The sequence below is a fragment of the Sphingobium sp. Ant17 genome (assembly GCF_000588875.1).
Classification (GTDB): domain Bacteria; phylum Pseudomonadota; class Alphaproteobacteria; order Sphingomonadales; family Sphingomonadaceae; genus Sphingobium.
In genome coordinates this window covers 59,849-77,554 of sequence record NZ_JEMV01000021.1, presented here as the reverse complement: position 1 = coordinate 77,554, position 17,706 = coordinate 59,849, and the positions used below count along the sequence as shown (strand labels likewise).

The window sequence follows — 17,706 nt, the reverse complement described above, 5'->3', positions numbered from 1 at the left end:
TGCGCAAGGCTGAGCTGAACTACCCCGCTGCGACTAAACTCCCCCGGCGCAAGGCCGGGATCATCAAGTGTCGCTGCCCAGCGTCGGGTGAACAGTCCCCCGGACTGTTCAGGTCATGCCGGGGGCATGACCGACCCAACGCTCGCAAGCGGTAGGGGCGACTGAAGCAGCCCGTAAGCGACTGACCATTGAGCGACATATTGGAGGTTGCAAGCGGTTCCCAGTAGTGGTCATAATCGACCCAGACGCATTTTGTACTCTGACGGATATGATGGCTTTATGCAGTTGCCGATCCCTGACGGCTTCTTCCACCTTCGTCCGGACCGCTCCACTGGTTGCGGCGATTCAGGATACTATCTCAGTTACCACGGCGGGCGTGATGGCGATACGCTATGCATCTGGCATGAAACCAAATCGATAAGCTCGAACGCCAACCCTCGCTGTCGTATTCTCTGTTTCTGCTCGCAATCCTCGCGCTCAGTTACGGACGAAGAAATCAGGAGTGATCCTTACCTTCATTCGACAGTACAACTCTACGGCGTAAACACAATTGGCGCAAATGAACAGGTTGAAGGGCTTTGGAACGCTCAAGATTTTTTGACGAAATATTTTGAGTATCAAGCTAATCGTTACGCGCCTAGCGATCCTGCTGGAAAAAAGAAAAGGGTTATGGTCGAAGTGGCTTTCGGAACCGCTTGGTATGGTATGAATCATTAGCTACGTCCGCTCCTGTTTGATCCGCCTTTTCCCAACTCACCCAAAACCGCCGCCCCCCCCTCACAACAACCCCTTCGCCCGCATACTCACATGCCCCTGCGCGCCGACGATGATATGGTCATGCACGGCGATGTTCAGCCGCTTGCCGGCCTCGATGATCTGCCGCGTCACGTCGATATCCTGTCGGCTGGGTTCGGGCGAACCGCTCGGATGGTTATGCACCAGGATCAGCGCCGCGGACCCCAGGTCGATCGCGCGTCGTATAACCTCACGGACATAGATCGCAGCCTGGTCGATCGACCCATCGCCCATATTCTCATCGCGGATCAGCATGTTGCGGGTGTTGAGATGCAGCACGCGGACGCGTTCCACCCCCAGATGCGCCATGTCGGCGCGCAGATAGTCGAGCAGCGCCTGCCAACTCGCCAGCACCGGCCGCGCCGCGACTTCGTTGCGGAGCATCCGCAATGCGGTCGCCTGCACGATCTTGATCGCGGCGATGCTGGTGTCGCCCATGCCGGGGACGCGCGCGATCGCATGCCAGTCCGCCGCCATCAGCCCGCCGATCCCGCCAAATTCGCGTAGCAGCGCCTTGGCCAGCGGCTTGGTATCGCGCCGGGGTATGGCCAGCGCCAGCAGATATTCGATCAGTTCATGATCGTGCAGCGCCTCGCCGCCGCTCTCCGCCAGCTTTTGCCGCAATCGCGCCCGGTGTCCCGCGCCGTCATGCGTGACTTTTGCGTCCTGCTCGGCCAAGCTCGCCCCCTTGCTACCGACCGCGACGCTATGCGTTGCGGAATCGCGGGGCAAGGATATTTAGGACGGGTCGGACGTTCTGGTCCCGTCACGGACCATATAGCGTCGCACGAAAGCCGGGGTTGGCCATAAGCATGGAAGAACAGGACGGCGAAGAGATGATTCGCCGGGGGTGGCTGCGCTGGCTGGGTGTCGGCACGGGCACGCTTGCGCTGGTGCTGGTCGGGCTGTGGACGCAGCGCGCGCCGATCGCTGAAAATTTCGTCAGCCGTGAACTGAACCGGCGCGGCGTGCGGGCCAATTACGACCTGGTCGATGTCGGCCTGCGCACCCAGCGGATCGAGGATATCGTGCTGGGCGATCCCGCCCGGCCGGATTTGACCGCCGACTGGGTTGAGGTCGACATCGCCTTTACCGGTGTTACGCCCGAAGTGGCGGCGGTGCGGGCAGGGGGCGTGCGCCTCCATGGCAGCTACAAGGGTGGCGTGCTGAAACTCGGCGAGCTGGACAAGTTCAGCGATCCCAGTTCGACCGCGCCCTTCAGCTTACCGGACATTCTCCTGTCGCTCGCCGACGCCCGGCTTCGGCTCGATACCGACGCGGGCCAGGTCGGCCTGCGGATCGATGGCAATGGCGGGTTGCAATCGGGCTTTGCCGGGAAGGTCGCCGCCGTCATGCCGCGCGGGACCATGGCGGGTTGCGCCATGACCGATGGCAGCGCGCTGCTCGATATCGCCATGCGCGAAGGCCAGCCGCATATGACCGGCCCTATCCGCGCCGCCGCTTTTGCGTGTCGCGAGGCCGCCACCGCCATGGCGCGACCGGTCGCCGTCATCGACCTGACGCTGGGCAAGGCGTTCGAACGCTGGACGGGGCATGTCGACCTGTCGGGCGAAGCGCTCAAGTCCAACGGGCTGGTTCTGGCCAGCCCCACAGGCCGCATCGATTTCGACGGCAGCAAGGCTGGGTCGCAAGGCCGCGCCCGCATCGGCGCAGCTAGCTTGGCTGGCGGCGGCACAATGATCGAGCAGGCCGCGCTGACCGGGGCCTGGACGGTCAAGAGCGACGAAGCGACGGTGCAGGGCAATCTGTCCGGCCGCAACATCCGCCTCGCTTCGCGCGCATCGCTCGCTGCTTTCCGCGAGTCCACGGCAGGCACGCCTGTTGCCCCACTCGCCGCGCGGCTGGTTGATGCCGTGGCAATGGCAGGGGAGAGCAACCAACTCGGCACCGACTTCGCTCTTGTCCAGCGCGGTGCAAAGGGCAGCCTCGTCCTCACCGGCAGCCGCCTTGCCGCGCGTAGTGGCGCGCAGGCGGCGCTCTCGCCCGATGGCCGAGTGACGCTGGGCTGGCCGGGGCCGGGGCGGGCAGCGCTCGACTGGGCGCTTGATGGAGCCCTCACCACCCGGGGCGGCGGCTTGCCCCAGGCCGCACTGCGCCTCGTGCGGCGCCCTGGCGGTGGCTTTGGAGGCGATCTCTTCATCGATCCCTATGCTGCGGGCGATGCACGCATGGCGCTCGACCGGGTCCGTTTTACCGCCGAAGCGAATGGCACGACTCGTTTCGCCACGTCGCTTCGGCTTGATGGCCCCTTGCCTGACGGGCATCTGCGCGGCCTGACGCTGCCGATAGAAGGGCAGCTTGCCGCCGATGGCGCACTGCGCATCAATCCGCGCTGCGTCCCGCTCTCGGTCACTGAGGCCCGCTATGGCAGCTTTGCGGTAGGGCAGACCCGCCAAACGCTCTGCCCGTTGGACGGTGGCGCATTGTTCGCGATGGGACCGGGGGGCATCCGCGGCGGTGCGGACATCCGCAAGCTCGCCCTCTCTGGCACAAGTGGCGACAGCCCGATGCGGCTGACCGCGGACCATGCCCGCATCGCACTGGGTCAGACCGGCTTCACCCTGGCCAATGCCGACCTGTCGATCGGACCGCAGGATGCCCCGGTTCGTCTGGCCGCCGCCAAACTGGACGGCCGCATGACGGCCAAGGGCTTTAGCGGCAAGGCCAGCGGCGCAGGGGGGCGCATCGGCACCATTCCGTTGATCCTGGAACAGGGCAATGGTGACTGGAGTTTTACCAATGGTGCGCTCGCCTTCCGCGCCGCCATGACCGTGCGCGATTCGCAGGTGCCCGCCCGCTTCATTCCGCTCGCCGTGCCGGATTTCACGCTGACGATGCAGAATAGCCGGATTACTGCCACCGGCACACTCACTGCACCACGTAATGGCGCTACCGTCGCCCGCACCGACATCGTCCATAATCTGAACACCGGCAAAGGCCATGCCGACCTGACCGTCCCCGGCCTCGCCTTCGGCCCTGATCTCCAACCCGAAGATGTGACGCCGCTCGCCCTTGGCGTCGTCGCCAATGTAAAGGCGGAGGTGACCGGGACTGGACGCATCGACTGGACCGGCTCCGACGTCACCTCCACCGGCACGTTCCGCACCCAGGACGCCAACCTCGCGGCTGCTTTCGGCCCGGTCGAGGGGCTAAGCGGCGAATTGCGCTTCACCGATCTCATCAATCTCGTGTCCGCCCCCGGTCAGGAAGCCCGGATCAAATCGGTCAATCCGGGTATCGAAGCCCGCGACGGCATCGTCCGCTACCGCCTCGAAGCCGGACAGAAGGTGCGCATCGAGGGCGGCGGCTGGCCCTTTTCCGGCGGTGAACTGGTGCTGCTACCCACCACCATGGATTTCAGCGCCGACGTCGATCGCTATATGACTTTCCGCGTCATCGGCCTTGATGCGGGCGCTTTCATCCAGGCGATGGAATTGGACAATATCTCTGCCACCGGCACCTTCGATGGCCTGATGCCGCTGATCTTCAACGCGCAGGGTGGCCGCGTCGCGGGCGGCGTGCTCGTCGCGCGGCAGGAGGGGATGCCGCCGCTGCTGATGCCCGAAGGGGTGCTGCCCTCCATCCCGTGCGATTCGGGGCGCCAATCCGGCGTCCTGTCCTATGTCGGTCCGGTATCAAACGAGCAGCTTGGCACGATGGGGCGGATCGCCTTCGACGCGCTCAAGAATCTCCAATATAAATGTCTGACAATCCTGATGGATGGTGCGCTGGATGGCGAGATGGTCACCAACGTCGTGTTCAATGGCGTCAATCGTGGTCAATTGGGTGGGGCACCAGCGGGCTTGGCGCGCAACTTTGTGGGCCTGCCTTTCCTCTTCAACGTCCGTATCTCCGCGCCTTTCCGGGGACTCATGAGCACAGCCCAGTCCGTCATCGACCCGACCCAGACGATCCGCGACGAGATCGGCCGCCAAGCGCAGGAAAAGATGCGGGCGCAGGCGGTAGAAGGGCTTGCGGTTCAGCCTGTGGACAGCGACAAGATGGCAAACGGGGAGCCGAAATGAATAAACAGATAATCATCATGGCCGGGTTGGCCGCATCGGCGCTGGGGGGCTGCATTCAGGTGAAGGCCCCAGACAAGCCGATCGAAATCAATCTGAACGTCAAGGTGCAGCAGGAAGTCGTGGTGCGCTTGCAACGCGATGCCCAGGATCTGATCCAGAATAACCCGGAGTTGTTCCCGCAATGACACGCAAGATGCTTATAATCGCCGCTGGCGCTGCCGTTGCGCTGGCCACCGGTTTTGCCATGACCGCTCCCGCCCGCGCGCAGACCGGTGCCGTCGCCTCCGCCATGGCGGCCGGAACCGTGGGCGAGCAGGCCGATGGTTATCTTGGTATCGCGGGCACGGTGAGCGCCGATGTGCGCGCCGAAGTCGAATCGATCAACATCAAGCGCCGCGCCGCTTACACCCAGTTGGCCAGTCAGCGGGGCGTGACCGTGCAGGACGTCGCCGCCGCCACCGGCTGTCAGACGCTCAGCAGCCGGGTCAAGACGGGCCAAGCCTATCGCATCGGCGCCGGTGCCTGGCAGACCAAGGGCGCAGGCGCGATCGCGTTGCCCTCCTATTGCGCGACGGCGGGCTGAAAAGCCGCTCTGGCGGACTTTTCTCCTTCCTTCGTCCAGGGCGTCATTCTCTGCCCGAACCAAGGTTGACTATCCGCAATCGCCTTTCTAAACGGGCCGCGCCTTGACGGGTGCAGCCGCAAGCGCCATGCCGCCTGCCATAAGGGGTCAAAACCCCACGTGGAGGACGAACATGGTTGCGGAGACACCCGGACAGGACCCGGCAGGGGAAGACGCGCGGATCGCTTCGTTGGAGGAGCGGATCGCACGAGCCGAATCTGTCGAAAAGGTCAGGCAGGGGGCTACTGAGCAAGCGGCGGATGATGGGTCTCGCCTCGGCAACAGGGTTCTTGCAGAACTGATCGGCGGTCTTGTCGGCGGTGCGTTGATCGGCTGGGTTTTGGACCGGCTGTTTGGCACATCCCCTTGGCTCCTGCTCGTTTTCCTCGGTCTTGGGATCGTGGCGGCGTTCAGGAACATCATCAGATTGACGACGATAAAGCGTCCCCCGCAATAAGGGACGCTTTCTTCTTAGTCCGACGGTAAAGACGTTACAGGGGTCCAGCGTGGCAGAATCCGGCAAAATCGATCCGATGCACCAGTTTGCGATCGAACCCTTGTTCGGTACGGATCAGCTGTCGCTCGGCGGTTTCAACATCGCCTTTACCAACAGCGCGCTTTATATGGTGCTGGCCGCCGTGGTGCTGTGGATCTTCGTGATCGGCGGCATGAAGCGGGAACTGGTCCCCGGTCGCTGGCAGATGGCGGTCGAATATATGACCGGCTTCATCAAGAATCTGCTGATCGCGAACGTCGGCGAGGGCGGCAAAAAGTACATCCCCTACGTCTTCTCGCTGTTCATGTTCATCCTGCTGGCCAACCTTCTGGGTCTGCTGCCGCTGGGTCTGGTCGGGCTTCACCCCTTCACCTTCACCAGCCATTTCACGGCGACTGGCGTGCTGGCGATCATGAGCTTCTCGATCGTTCTGATCGTCGCTTCGCCAAGCATGGCTTCCACTTCTTCTCGCTTTTCATCCCGCACGGCACGCCCGCGCTGATGGTGGCGCCGCTCTTCCTTATCGAACTCGTGTCCTTCATGGTGCGTCCGTTCAGCCTGGGCCTGCGACTGTTCGTCGCGATGACCGCTGGCCACGTACTGTTGAAGGTGCTGGCGGGTTTCGTCATCAACAGCGCGAACGCTTCGCCCATGCTGGGCCTGACCGTCGGCACTGCCAGCTTCATCCTGATGATTGGCATCAGCGCGCTGGAAATGCTGGTCGCGGTCATCCAGGCCTATGTGTTCGCGCTGCTGACTTCGGTCTATCTCAACGATGCCGAGAACCTGCACTGAGTTTCATCTAGTTTCGTCAACAATCATTATATTCTAACGAAGGAGTTTACGACATGGACGCAGAAGCCGCAAAGCTGCTCGGTGCTGGCCTGGCCGCCATCGGTGCGGGCATCGCTGCCCTGGGTGTGGGCAACGTGTTCAGCGCGTTCCTCGAAGGCGCGCTGCGCAATCCGGGTGCCGCTGATGGTCAGCAGGGTCGTCTGTTCATCGGTTTCGCCGCGGCGGAACTTCTGGGTCTGCTGGCGTTCGTTATCGCCATGATCCTGGTGTTCGTGGCCTGACACGCCTTACGGGACGGGCAGGGCGGCCTTTACGCCACCTCGCTCGTCCCGCACTATTGACCGCGCCCTGATCGGACGGAAAAAATGCCTCAAATCGCGCAAATTGCCGAAACCTACTCCAGCCAGATTTTCTGGCTGCTGCTGACCTTCGGCTTCGTGTTCTTCGTCATCGGCCTCGGCATGGTGCCCAAGGTGCAGGGGACGGCGGACGCGCGCGACGCGAAGATCAGTGGTGATCTGGACGCGGCCAAGGTTGCCTTCGCCCGTGCCGACGAAGCCGAAGCGGACTATCGTGTCCGTGACGCGGAAAGCCGCACCGCCGCTCAGGCGATGCTGGCCAAGGCGAAGAGCGAAGCCGCCAAAGCTTCTGAAATCAAACTTGCCGCCGCCGATGCGGAGGTCGCCGCGAAGATCGCGGCCGCCGAATCCCGCATCCAGGCTGCCTCGACTGCAGCCCTGGCAGAAATCGAAACCGTCGCCGCCGAAGCAGCGCGCGACATGGTGGCTCGCATCTCCGGCGTGGAAGCGTCGGACGAGGCAGCCCGCAACGCAGTAAAGGCGGCACTGGCCCATGGCTGAGGCAGCAGCACAGCATCAAGGGGACACGACCCCCACGCTCGACCAGGCGATCCATGCCGAAGGGATGGAGCCAGTCGGCACTGTCGCGCATGAAGGCGTGGTGCCGCACACTGACCCGGAAGCGGTGGGCATGGATGCCACCGCCTGGGTGAGCCTTGCCATGGCGGCGTTCATCGCATCCTGCTTTTCAAGAAAGTGCCCGCATTGATCGGCGGCGTGCTGGACGGTCGGATCGCGCAGATCAAGGAACAGCTTGCCGAAGCTACCCGGCTGCGTGCCGAAGCCGAAGCGCTGAAGGGCGAATATGAGGCGAAGCTGGCCGCTGCGGCCGGTGAAGCCGATGCCATGCGCAAGGCTGCCGAGCATGAGGCCGAGGGGCTGCTGGCCGACGCCAAGCTGAACGCCGAAGCGCTGATCGTCCGCCGCCAGAAAATGGCCGAGGACAAGATTGGTGCGGCTGAACGCGCCGCCATCGTGGCCATCCGCGCCAAGGCCGTGAATGCGGCGACCACGGCTGCGGCGGTTCTGATCGCACAGGGGCATGATGCGCAAGCGGACAAGGCGCTGGTGGATCGCGCGATCAGCGGGCTCGGCACGATCAACTAAATCTTCGGACAGAAATTGAACAAAAAAAGACCGGCACAGAGATCTGTGCCGGTCTTTTTTGTTTGAAGCAGCGGTTGTTCGATCAGTCTGTCAGCGTCGCATTATCGATGACGAAGCGATATTTGACGTCGCTCTTCTGCATCCGCGCATAGGCGGCATCAATATCCTGCGCAGCGATCATCTCGATCTCGGCCGTGATGCCCTTTTCGGCGCAGAAATCGAGCATCTCCTGCGTTTCCGCGATCCCGCCGATCAGGGATCCGGCAATGGCGCGGCGGCGGAAGATCAACGCAGCGACATTGGGGGCAGGGTGGCCATGTTCAGGCACGCCGACCAATGTCATCGTTCCGTCCCGCTTCAGCAAGGCCGTGAAGGCATCGAGGTCATGGCTGGCCGCGACCGTGTTCAGGATGAAGTCGAACTTGTCGGCATAGGCCGCCATTTCATCCGCATTGCGCGACACCACTACGGCGTCTGCACCCAGATCAAGGGCATCCTGCCGCTTGGCCTCCGACGTCGTGAAAGCCACGACATGCGCGCCCAAGGCGTGCGCCAATTTGACGCCCATATGGCCCAGGCCGCCAATGCCCACGATGCCGACCGTCTTGCCCGGTCCGACGTTCCAGTGGCGCAGCGGCGACCAGGTGGTGATCCCCGCGCATAACAAGGGCGCTACCGCTGCCAGTTGCTCAGGTGCATGGCTGACCTTCAGCACGAAATCATCCTTGACGACGATGGCCTGCGCATAGCCGCCCATCGTATGGCCCGGCGCATCGTTGGTCGCCCCGTTATAGGTGCCGATAAAGCCCTTCTCGCAATATTGCTCCAACCCTTCGTCGCACGAGGCGCAGGACTGGCAACTGTCAACCATGCATCCTACGCCAACGACGTCCCCGACGCTGAACTTGCTGACCTGATCGCCCACGGCAGTGACATGGCCGACGATTTCATGTCCCGGCACGCAGGGATACAGCGTGCCGTTCCATTCTCCGCGCACCTGATGCAGGTCGGAATGGCAAACGCCGCAATAGGCAATGGCAATGGCGACATCATGCGCGCCCACCGGGCGGCGTTCGATGGCGATGGGCTCAAGCGGCTTGTCTGCGGCATAGGCGCCATAGGCTTTGGTGCTCATGGGAATTCCTTTGAAATCGGGGGCAATGGATGGTTAGGGCACATGGGCACCCGCCTGTGCCATGCGGTCTAGATAGGACGCGCCGGATGGCGATCAACCTGCGCCATTGCACATAGCGCCTGCAACGCTATCTCTGCGCCATGTCCGGCCCCCAATCCCCTGATCGCTTCAACGAAGACAAGGCAAGCTTCACCGTCACCGGCAGCCAGCCCGACATAGAGGTCGGTGTCGAAGCGATCCGCACCACGCTCAAGACGCTGCCGACCCGTCCCGGCGTCTATCGGATGCACGATACACGCGGCGATGTGCTCTATGTCGGCAAGGCCCGCGCGCTCAAGAATCGCGTCGTCAATTATACGCAGGTCGATCGCCTCCCGCGCAGGCTTCAGCGGATGGTCGCCCAAACTCGTTCCATGACCATCGTGACCACCAATAGCGAGGCGGAAGCCTTGCTGCTGGAAGCGCAACTGATCAAGCGCTACCGCCCGCCATACAACGTCCTGCTGCGCGACGACAAAAGTTTCCCCTTCATCCTGTTGCGGGAAGATCATGCCTTCCCGCGCGTCCAGAAGCATCGCGGCGCGCGCAAGGCACAGGGTCGCTATTATGGTCCCTTCGCCAGCGCTGGCTCGGTCACGCGCACGATCAACGCGCTGCAAAAACTGTTCCTGCTGCGCTCCTGCACCGATAGCTTCTTCGCCAACCGTTCGCGCCCCTGTCTGCTCTATCAAATCAAGCGCTGCTCGGCCCCCTGTGTCGATCGGATCGACCCGGACGGCTATGCCGAACTGGTCCGCGACGCGCAGGATTTTCTGGGCGGCAAGTCGACCGCTGTTCAGAAGAAGCTCGGCACAGCCATGCAGGCCGCGTCCGACGCGATGGACTTCGAACAGGCCGCCGTCATCCGCGACCGGCTAAAGGCGCTGACCTTCATTCAGGGCAGCCAGGCCATCAACGCCGAAGGGCTGGGCGACGCCGACATTTTCGCGCTGGCAGCGAAAGGCGGAGCGATGTGCATCCAGGCCTTCTTCATTCGTGGTGGCCAAAATTGGGGGCATCGCAGCTTCTTCCCGGTCCACACTGCCGAAGTCGCTGAAGATGAAGTGCTGGCCAGCTTCATGGCGCAATTTTACGAAGAAGTGCCGCCGCCCAAGCTGGTGCTGACCGACCGCGCGCCTGCGGAATGCGACCTGATCGCCCAGGCCCTGACCGAACGGATCGGCAGCAAGGTGCGCATCGAAGTCCCCCAGCGCGGCGACCGCACCCGTCTGATCAAACAGGCGCAGCGCAACGCGGTCGAGGCGCTCGACCGCCGCCTCGCGGAAACCACCAGCCAGGGCAAAGTGCTGGACGACATGGTCGAAGCCTTCGGGCTGGATGGCATACCCGACCGGATCGAAATCTATGATAACAGCCATATTCAGGGTGCCCATGCGCTGGGCGCGATGGTCGTTGCCGGGCCGGAAGGCTTCCGCAAGAACGCCTATCGCAAGTTCAACATGAAAGACCCCGTCATCTCGAACGATGATTTCGCGATGATGCGCGACATGTTCGAGCGGCGCTTTGGCCGTGCCCAGCGCGAAGACCCGGATCGCGACAGCGGCGAATGGCCCGACCTGGTCCTGATCGACGGCGGCAAGGGCCAGCTATCGGCGGCGCGCACGATGCTGGAGGAAATGGGCATTGAGGATGTTACCATGATCGGCGTGGCCAAAGGGCCGCATCATGGTCGGGACGGGCGCGAGGTGTTTCACCTGATGGACGGTCGCGAAGTCACCTTCCCGATCAACCATCCCGTCCTCTTCTACCTGCAACGGTTGCGCGACGAGGCGCATCGCTTCGCCATCGGCGCGCATCGTGCCAAGCGGAGCAAGGCGATCACTGTCAGTTCGCTCGATGAGGTGCCGGGCATCGGCCCCGCCCGCAAGAAGGCGCTGCTGATGCATTTCGGCACCGCCCGCGCCGTCCGCGATGCCGCGCTGGAAGATCTGGCACGCGCGCCTGGCGTGTCCACGGCGGTTGCCCAGCAGGTCTATGACTATTTTCACGGCTGAGGCCGCGAAGGCCAGCCAGTTGCAATTCTCGTACATTATGCTACATGCACTGGGCTGACGTCCTTTGATGACGATCTATGTTTCCTCCTCCGGCCCTCATTGTGCGTGGACGAGGTCTGTCTCGAAGCCTTCGCTTCTCTTCAGTTCATGGGTCGCTCCGGCGACACTCTAGCCATGCGTTCGTTATTGCACGCCGCATGTTCATTTTATGACGGCAAAGGCCGTCCAGGATTCGATGACTATTATTTTTCCTTCCTCTACCCGTTCTTCGCTTGCTCATGGGCTTGATCGCCTTTCGCCGACCCACAGCGTCGCATCGCCGTTGACCGGCCTGTTGAGCAACCGTGAATTGAAGAAAATCGTGGCCGACATGGTCGACTGACAGTTAGCCGGACGGTGCCGATCGCACCGTCCGGCTCTTTATCGTTACTCTCTACTGAAAGGCACATTATGAGCAGGGAAACCCTCAAACCATTTTTGATCAGCAAGAATGAAGAAGGCGCATTCCGCCTGACCGTCCGCGATACCCGCTTCAATTCGCAGGGCTATCCGATCGTCACCGCGACGATGCAGGACGAGATTTTCAAGTCGGCTTCGGCTGCCCGCGCCTATGCGCGTGACAATTTCAAGGCTGAACCAGGCCAATATTCGACCAAGTAAGCCGACAGGATAGCGGGCGGATGCGTAGCTAGGGGCCGATTGGTGCCAACGCTCGTCACCCCCGCTCTCGTCTGCGCCTTGCGCCCCCATGGCGAACATGGGGCCATCGCGCGCCTGCTGACCCCCGACCATGGCTTGGTCGCAGGCTATGTGCGCGGCGGACGCTCCCGCCTGATGCGGCCGGTGCTATTGCCAGGCAACAGCGTCATGGCGACATTCCGCGCCCGGACCGAGGATCAACTCGCCGGGTTGACGGTCGAAATGGCGCATAGCCGCGCGCCCCTCCATGCGGAACCTCTGCCTGCCGCCGCGATCGACTGGAGCTGCGCGCTGACCGCCGCGGCCCTGTCCGAAGGCACGCCCCATCCTGCCCTATATCGCGCGCTTGACGGCGTGATGGGTGCCATCGAGGCGGCACCGGCGGCACGCGGCTGGGCCGTCGCGCTGGTGCGCTACGAATTGCTGCTGTTGGCGGAACTGGGCTTCGGCCTTGACCTCACGCGCTGCGCCGCGCTCGGCGCTGCCGATGATCTCGCCTATGTCAGCCCGCGGAGCGCGGCGGCGGTCAGCCGTGCGGGCGCGGTCGGCTATGAGCATCTGCTCCTGCCGCTGCCGCCCTTCCTGCTGGCGGGCGGGACCGGCGAATGGGCTGACATCATGGATGGCTTTGCCCTGACGGGCTTCTTCTTGGAGCGCTCTGTCCTGACCGATAGGCGCATCGACATATTGGCCGCGCGCGAAAGGCTGGTCGATCGCCTGAAAAGGGCGGTTGCCTGACTGTCCCTGCTTCCATAAGGGGCAAGCGACCTATTTGGTAAGGAGCTGCCCATGTTGATCGCCCTGTTTCCCGGAGATGGCATCGGTCCCGAAATCGTCGATCAGGCGAAGCGGGTGCTGGATGCGCTGGCGATTGACGGCCTGACCTACGACCATGGTCTGGTGGGCGGCGCGGCGTACAAGGCGGTTGGTCATCCGCTGCCCCCCGAAACGCTCGACCTCGCCAAGAAAGCCAATGCAATTCTGTTCGGCGCAGTCGGCGATCCCGATTGCGACGCGCTCGAACGCCATTTGCGCCCGGAACAGGCGATTTTGGGCCTGCGCAAGGAACTCGGCCTCTTCTCCAATCTCCGCCCGGCCAAGGTTTTCCCCGAACTGGCTGGCGAATCCGCGCTCAAGCCCGAAGTCGCAGGCGCGATCGACCTGCTGATCGTGCGGGAAACCAATGGCGACGTCTATTTCGGCGAAAAGGGTTTTCGCACCACCGCTGATGGCCAGCGCGAAGGCTATGACGTCATGTCCTATAATGAGGGCGAGGTCCGCCGCATCGCCCATGCCGGTTTCCAGGCCGCCCGCGCGCGGCGCGGCAAGCTCTGTTCGGTGGACAAGGCCAATGTGCTGGAAACCAGCCAGCTGTGGCGCGACGTGGTGATCGAGGTATCGGCCGACTATCCCGACGTCGCATTGAGCCACATGTATGTGGACAATGCCGCGATGCAGCTGGTCCGCAACCCCGGCCAGTTCGACGTGATCGTCACCGGCAACCTCTTTGGCGACATTTTGTCGGATCAGGCCAGCATGTGCGTTGGCTCCATCGGCATGCTGGCATCGGCGACGCTCAACGGCAGCGGCCAGGGGCTGTATGAGCCGATCCACGGCTCCGCCCCCGACATTGCGGGCACCGGCAAGGCCAATCCGCTCGCGACGGTGCTGTCGGCGGCGATGTTGCTGCGCTATTCGCTGGGCATGGCCGATCAGGCCGACCGGATCGAACGCGCCGTCGCCAAAGCGCTGGCCAATGGCGCGCGCAGCCCCGATCTGGGCGGCACGATGACGACGGTGGAAATGGGTGACGCGGTGCTGGCGGCGCTGGACTGAGGAACAGACGATGAAGCGGAAAAGCGGGCAAGACCCTGAAATCACCAAGCATTGGAAGCCCGCGACGATCGCGGTGCGGGGCGGCACGGCGCGTACCGAATATGGCGAAACGTCCGAAGCGCTCTTCCTGAGCAGCGGCTATTGCTATGACCGGGCGGAGGATGCCGCCGCACGCTTTGCCGGCGAGCAGCAGGGCATGACCTATAGCCGTTTGCAAAACCCGACGGTCGAGATGCTGGAACAGCGTATCGCGCTGCTGGAAGGGGCAGAGGCCTGCCGCGCCACCGCGACCGGTATGGCGGCGATGACGGCCGCCTTGCTGTGCCAATTGTCTGCGGGCGACCATGTCGTTGCTGGCAAGGCATTGTTCGGCTCCTGCCGCTGGCTGACCGACACGCTGCTGCCCAAATTCGGCATCGAAACGACCACGGTCGACGCCACCGACAATGCTGCATGGGAAGCGGCGATCCGGCCCAACACCAAGGTCGTCTTCTTCGAAACCCCGGCTAATCCGACGATGGATGTCGCCGACATGGCGGCGATCTGCGCGATCGCAAAGGCCCATGGCATTACCAGCGTCGTCGACAATGCCTTCGCCACCCCCGCGCTCCAGCGGCCGATGGAATTTGGCGCGGACGTCGTGGCTTATAGTGCGACCAAGATGATGGACGGGCAGGGCCGCGTGCTGGCTGGCGCGATTTGCGGTACGCGGGAATGGATCACCAATATACTGCTGCCCTTCCACCGCAACACCGGGCCGACGCTCAGCGCGTTCAATGCCTGGGTCGTGCTCAAGGGACTGGAGACGCTGGACCTGCGGATTCGGCGGCAGAGCGAAAATGCGCTCAAGGTCGCGAAATTTCTTGAAGGCCGCGTCGCCAAGGTGCTGTATCCGGGGCTGGAGAGCCACCCGCAACATGCGCTGGCAATGCGCCAGATGGAAATGGCGGGGCCTATTTTCTCGCTCTATGTCGGCGGTGGTCGGGCGGAGGCACACGGGCTGCTGAATGGGCTGCAACTGGTCGATATCAGCAACAATATCGGCGATTCGCGCTCGCTGATGACGCACCCCGCGTCGACCACCCATTATGGCATGGCGGAGGCTGCGCGGCTGGAAGTCGGGATCACCGAAGACATGCTACGGCTCAATGTCGGGCTGGAGGATGCGGACGATGTGATCGCCGATCTGGATCAGGCGTTGCGGACGATCGGGCGTTGACGGGCAAGGGGGTAAGGGCGCATTCGTAAGACCGTGAACGCACTTTTCCCCTTCCACGCCAAGACGCAGGACGTCATCGTCCATGTCGCCGTTTCCTTCCTGCCCGAACAGTCGGAGCCGGACCGGGGCCGCTGGTTCTGGGCTTATCATATCCGCATCGAAAACCAGGGCACGCAACCGGTCCAGTTGCTGACCCGTCATTGGGTCATCACCGACGGGCGCGGTGCCCAGCATCGGGTCGATGGCGACGGGGTGGTGGGCGAACAGCCAGTGGTGCAGCCGGGCAAAAGCTATGATTATGTTTCCGGCTGCCCGCTCAACACCCCTACCGGATCGATGAAGGGCAGCTACCGCATGATCGGTGTCAGCGGCGAGACGTTCGAGGTCGCCATCCCCCATTTCGCGCTGATCGCGCCGGCGGTGGCCGAATGAAGCGGACGCATTTGCCGCTCAACGGCCTGCGCGTGCTGGATGCGGCGGCGCGGCATTTGTCGTTCACGCGCGCGGCGGACGAACTGGCGGTGACGCCGGCAGCCGTGGGGCAACAGATTCGCGCGTTGGAAGATCTGCTGGGCGTGGTGCTGTTCCGCCGCACGCCCAAGGGACTGGAATTGACGCCGGAAACCGAAGCGGGGCTGGATGCCCTACGCGCCGGTTTCCTGGAGTTTGAGGATGCCGTGCGGGCGATGCAGGCGGGCCAGGCGAGCAGCGCACTAACCATCGCCGCGCCGCGCGATATCACCGCCAAATGGCTGCAGCCACGCTTGGCCGCCTATGCTGTGCATCAGCCCGACCTGACGTTCCAACTGATCGCGGCGGACGAGGCGCTGGACTTTACCGAAGCCAATCTCGACCTCGCACTGCGCCTGACCGATGCGGCGGGCGAGCATGAAGGGGTGAAGCTGGGCGAGGCGGCCTTCGTCACGGTGGAAGCAGCCCAAGGCGGGCCGGAACAGACGATTGACTGGCCGGGTTGCCCGGCGGGTGACAATCCTGCGGTCATCCGTGTGGCCGATGGCGGGCTGGCGATCGAGGCGGCGGCCAACGGCTTTGGCCGGGCGCGTGTGCCCTTGCTGCTGGTACAGGCCGATCTGGCGGCAGGCCGGGTGCGGCAGGTGGGGGAGGCGACGCCAAGCCTGCTCAGCTACTGGCTGATCGCACCCTTGCCGCAATGGCGGCAGAAGAAGGTCAAGGCGCTGGTTGAAGCGCTGCTGGACTGACTAGATGCCGCTGCTCATTCAGCCAGCAGGTTGAGCGCGCGGGTCATCAACGCTACGAACCGCGCTTCGTCCAGGCGCGCAACGGGATTGTTCCAGCTGGAGCTGATGGCGCGCCATTGTCCGTCCTGACGCCGCCCGAGGAAGCTCATGGCCATCACGCCCGGTTCGCTGCCCCCCTTATAGCCGAGATAGGCCCAGCGCCTCGCATCGGCGGGGGCGATGCCGGGTTCGATCGCCATGATCGACAGGGCATCACCGCCATGGACGCGCAGCCAGTCGAGTTGCGCGATCATGTCGGTCGCACTGGCAAACCATTCGACCTCTTCGATCGCGGTCGGGGTTTCGGCGACACTGCCGACATCCACCTTGTCGGCGGTCAGGCGGGGCGCGGCTTCGCGCAGCAGCGCCCGGCGCGCGTCGGGGGATGCTGTGGCATAACGCCGCCGCAGGTCGGCATTGGCGGGCATTTTGAGCGCAAAGGCTTCGGCGGTAGTGAGCAGGGGCAGCGCTCGATCCGGGTTCGCATGACCGCTTTTCGCGAGCATGGCGTCCACATTGTCGCGGCCTAGCGCCAGCAGCAGCGTATCGGTCGCGTTATTATCGCTTTCAGCGATCATTGCGGTAGCCAGGCTGTGCAGCGTCATCGGCGCGCGGTCTGGCCAGTGCAAAAGACGGCCGGAAAAGCTCTTGGCTTCGAGCGGAATGACGTCGCTCCAGCGCCGCTCGCCCGCCGCTACGGCGCGCGCCAGTTCCGCAAGGATGGTGAGCTTGAAGCTGGAACCGATGGCCATCACAGCCTCGGCGCGATGCGCCTCTCGTAGCTGGGGCGGGGTGTCGCCTAAGGTCGCAACCGCGAAACTGGTCGTGCCGGGGAGGGCGGCGATGTCCGTCATGACCTTGGCCATGTTGTCATTGGCGGTACGCGCGCCGACGATCCGCAGGCCCACGACGCGACCGGGTGGCTGGGGAGCAACGACAAGGGTGAACCCCACCATAGCGCGTTCGTAACGGATTTCGACTTGTCCGGCCGTGGCGCTGTCTTGCCGCACAGACCCCAGCGCGAGCGGTTGGCCATGCTGCGCGCGCAGATCAGCAGCAACCGCGCGCCAGCGGTCCACAGGGACAGCATCAAGGAAGAGGGGAGAGAAATAGGCGGCTTCGTTGCCAGGCGACGTGAGAAGGCGAAGCAGTTGTTGGGCGCGGGCTTGATAAGCGGGTGTGGGTGCAGCCTGGGCGGGTAGGGCGATGCTCAACAGGATCAAGAGCGTCGCAAAGAGCCGCGCCAACATGGTTATGTGCCCCGACAAAGCCCCTCCCCTTCAG

Annotated in this window: 18 protein-coding genes and 2 pseudogenes; 17 read left to right on the top strand and 3 right to left on the bottom strand. The window is 63.4% G+C overall.

Annotated elements, in window-relative coordinates; all coding sequences use genetic code 11:
- Nucleotides 1-279 precede the first annotated feature (279 nt).
- A complete protein-coding gene (locus BF95_RS27370; protein ID WP_152542673.1) occupies nt 280-717 on the top strand; it encodes a hypothetical protein in 438 nt (145 codons plus the stop codon).
- A gap of 60 nt (nt 718-777) precedes the next feature.
- Here the strand turns inward: BF95_RS27370 and radC are convergent, their stop codons facing one another.
- Nucleotides 778-1,473 (bottom strand): RadC family protein, encoded by a 696-nt coding sequence (gene radC, locus BF95_RS11455; protein ID WP_043151524.1) that lies wholly within the window; start codon nt 1,471-1,473, stop codon nt 778-780.
- A gap of 134 nt (nt 1,474-1,607) precedes the next feature.
- Here radC and BF95_RS11450 point away from each other — a divergent pair, with 134 nt between their 5' ends.
- From BF95_RS11450 to BF95_RS11415, 8 genes and pseudogenes are all read left to right on the top strand, one after another.
- Nucleotides 1,608-4,841: an intermembrane phospholipid transport protein YdbH family protein gene (locus BF95_RS11450; protein WP_043151511.1), complete on the top strand. Its 3,234-nt coding sequence runs from the start codon at nt 1,608-1,610 to the stop codon at nt 4,839-4,841.
- Nucleotides 4,838-5,026, top strand: coding sequence for a YnbE family lipoprotein (locus tag BF95_RS11445; protein ID WP_043151510.1), 189 nt, complete (start codon nt 4,838-4,840; stop codon nt 5,024-5,026). Before BF95_RS11450 ends, BF95_RS11445 begins: the two co-directional genes overlap by 4 nt.
- Complete coding sequence (locus BF95_RS11440) at nt 5,023-5,424, top strand: YdbL family protein (protein WP_043151509.1); 402 nt, start codon at nt 5,023-5,025, stop codon at nt 5,422-5,424. The genes BF95_RS11445 and BF95_RS11440 overlap by 4 nt, the downstream gene beginning before the upstream one ends.
- A gap of 172 nt (nt 5,425-5,596) precedes the next feature.
- The gene (locus BF95_RS11435) at nt 5,597-5,920 is read left to right on the top strand and encodes an AtpZ/AtpI family protein (RefSeq protein WP_037475633.1); all 324 of its coding nucleotides are present in this window, start codon (nt 5,597-5,599) and stop codon (nt 5,918-5,920) included.
- A gap of 49 nt (nt 5,921-5,969) precedes the next feature.
- Nucleotides 5,970-6,754 (top strand): annotated as a pseudogene (locus BF95_RS11430) (F0F1 ATP synthase subunit A).
- A gap of 53 nt (nt 6,755-6,807) precedes the next feature.
- Nucleotides 6,808-7,035 (top strand): F0F1 ATP synthase subunit C, encoded by a 228-nt coding sequence (locus BF95_RS11425; protein ID WP_006961951.1) that lies wholly within the window; start codon nt 6,808-6,810, stop codon nt 7,033-7,035.
- Nucleotides 7,036-7,119: 84 nt separating this feature from the next.
- Nucleotides 7,120-7,614: a F0F1 ATP synthase subunit B family protein gene (locus BF95_RS11420; protein WP_043151507.1), complete on the top strand. Its 495-nt coding sequence runs from the start codon at nt 7,120-7,122 to the stop codon at nt 7,612-7,614.
- A pseudogene (locus BF95_RS11415) lies at nt 7,607-8,220 on the top strand (F0F1 ATP synthase subunit B family protein). The gene BF95_RS11420 and the pseudogene BF95_RS11415 overlap by 8 nt, the downstream one beginning before the upstream one ends.
- An 82-nt stretch (nt 8,221-8,302) precedes the next feature.
- Here the strand turns inward: BF95_RS11415 and BF95_RS11410 are convergent.
- Nucleotides 8,303-9,355 carry an NAD(P)-dependent alcohol dehydrogenase gene (locus tag BF95_RS11410; RefSeq protein WP_043151505.1) on the bottom strand — a complete coding sequence of 351 codons (1,053 nt, stop codon included), beginning with the start codon at nt 9,353-9,355 and terminating at the stop codon, nt 8,303-8,305.
- A 140-nt stretch (nt 9,356-9,495) separates the two neighbouring features.
- Between BF95_RS11410 and uvrC the strand changes: the two genes are divergently transcribed.
- The 8 genes from uvrC (at nt 9,496) to BF95_RS11375 (ending at nt 16,383) form a co-directional block, all read left to right on the top strand.
- The gene (gene uvrC, locus BF95_RS11405) at nt 9,496-11,409 is read left to right on the top strand and encodes an excinuclease ABC subunit UvrC (RefSeq protein ID WP_043151504.1); all 1,914 of its coding nucleotides are present in this window, start codon (nt 9,496-9,498) and stop codon (nt 11,407-11,409) included.
- Between the two features lie 208 nt (nt 11,410-11,617).
- Nucleotides 11,618-11,791, top strand: a complete 174-nt coding sequence (locus BF95_RS27880; protein ID WP_161774279.1) for a hypothetical protein — start codon at nt 11,618-11,620, stop codon at nt 11,789-11,791.
- Between the two features lie 68 nt (nt 11,792-11,859).
- Nucleotides 11,860-12,069 carry a hypothetical protein gene (locus BF95_RS11400; RefSeq protein ID WP_037475622.1) on the top strand — a complete coding sequence of 70 codons (210 nt, stop codon included), beginning with the start codon at nt 11,860-11,862 and terminating at the stop codon, nt 12,067-12,069.
- Nucleotides 12,070-12,111: 42 nt separating this feature from the next.
- On the top strand, nt 12,112-12,846 hold the full coding sequence (recO, locus tag BF95_RS11395; RefSeq protein ID WP_043151503.1) for a DNA repair protein RecO: 735 nt from the start codon (nt 12,112-12,114) through the stop codon (nt 12,844-12,846).
- A 51-nt stretch (nt 12,847-12,897) separates the two neighbouring features.
- The gene (leuB, locus tag BF95_RS11390) at nt 12,898-13,944 is read left to right on the top strand and encodes a 3-isopropylmalate dehydrogenase (RefSeq protein WP_043151502.1); all 1,047 of its coding nucleotides are present in this window, start codon (nt 12,898-12,900) and stop codon (nt 13,942-13,944) included.
- A 10-nt stretch (nt 13,945-13,954) separates the two neighbouring features.
- Entirely contained in the window at nt 13,955-15,163 is a 1,209-nt protein-coding gene (metZ, locus tag BF95_RS11385; protein ID WP_043151522.1) for an O-succinylhomoserine sulfhydrylase, read from the top strand.
- Between the two features lie 33 nt (nt 15,164-15,196).
- A complete protein-coding gene (gene apaG, locus BF95_RS11380) occupies nt 15,197-15,595 on the top strand; it encodes a Co2+/Mg2+ efflux protein ApaG (RefSeq protein WP_043151500.1) in 399 nt (132 codons plus the stop codon).
- A complete protein-coding gene (locus BF95_RS11375) occupies nt 15,592-16,383 on the top strand; it encodes a LysR family transcriptional regulator (RefSeq protein ID WP_043151499.1) in 792 nt (263 codons plus the stop codon). The genes apaG and BF95_RS11375 overlap by 4 nt, the downstream gene beginning before the upstream one ends.
- Before the next feature lie 14 nt (nt 16,384-16,397).
- Here BF95_RS11375 and BF95_RS11370 read toward each other — a convergent pair whose 3' ends face one another.
- The gene (locus BF95_RS11370; RefSeq protein WP_235209697.1) at nt 16,398-17,690 is read right to left on the bottom strand and encodes a serine hydrolase; all 1,293 of its coding nucleotides are present in this window, start codon (nt 17,688-17,690) and stop codon (nt 16,398-16,400) included.
- Nucleotides 17,691-17,706: the final 16 nt, after the last annotated feature.

Bases quoted from the DNA above. Each gene is read 5' to 3' on its own strand.
- BF95_RS27370 (WP_152542673.1), top strand. From the start codon at position 280: ATGCAGTTGCCGATCCCTGACGGCTTCTTCCACCTTCGTCCGGACCGC.
- BF95_RS11450 (WP_043151511.1), top strand. From the start codon at position 1,608: ATGGAAGAACAGGACGGCGAAGAGATGATTCGCCGGGGGTGGCTGCGC.
- BF95_RS11445 (WP_043151510.1), top strand. From the start codon at position 4,838: ATGAATAAACAGATAATCATCATGGCCGGGTTGGCCGCATCGGCGCTG.
- BF95_RS11440 (WP_043151509.1), top strand. From the start codon at position 5,023: ATGACACGCAAGATGCTTATAATCGCCGCTGGCGCTGCCGTTGCGCTG.
- BF95_RS11435 (WP_037475633.1), top strand. From the start codon at position 5,597: ATGGTTGCGGAGACACCCGGACAGGACCCGGCAGGGGAAGACGCGCGG.
- BF95_RS11425 (WP_006961951.1), top strand. From the start codon at position 6,808: ATGGACGCAGAAGCCGCAAAGCTGCTCGGTGCTGGCCTGGCCGCCATC.
- BF95_RS11420 (WP_043151507.1), top strand. From the start codon at position 7,120: ATGCCTCAAATCGCGCAAATTGCCGAAACCTACTCCAGCCAGATTTTC.
- BF95_RS11410 (WP_043151505.1), bottom strand. From the start codon at position 9,355: ATGAGCACCAAAGCCTATGGCGCCTATGCCGCAGACAAGCCGCTTGAG.
- uvrC (WP_043151504.1), top strand. From the start codon at position 9,496: ATGTCCGGCCCCCAATCCCCTGATCGCTTCAACGAAGACAAGGCAAGC.
- BF95_RS27880 (WP_161774279.1), top strand. From the start codon at position 11,618: ATGACGGCAAAGGCCGTCCAGGATTCGATGACTATTATTTTTCCTTCC.
- BF95_RS11400 (WP_037475622.1), top strand. From the start codon at position 11,860: ATGAGCAGGGAAACCCTCAAACCATTTTTGATCAGCAAGAATGAAGAA.
- leuB (WP_043151502.1), top strand. From the start codon at position 12,898: ATGTTGATCGCCCTGTTTCCCGGAGATGGCATCGGTCCCGAAATCGTC.
- metZ (WP_043151522.1), top strand. From the start codon at position 13,955: ATGAAGCGGAAAAGCGGGCAAGACCCTGAAATCACCAAGCATTGGAAG.
- BF95_RS11375 (WP_043151499.1), top strand. From the start codon at position 15,592: ATGAAGCGGACGCATTTGCCGCTCAACGGCCTGCGCGTGCTGGATGCG.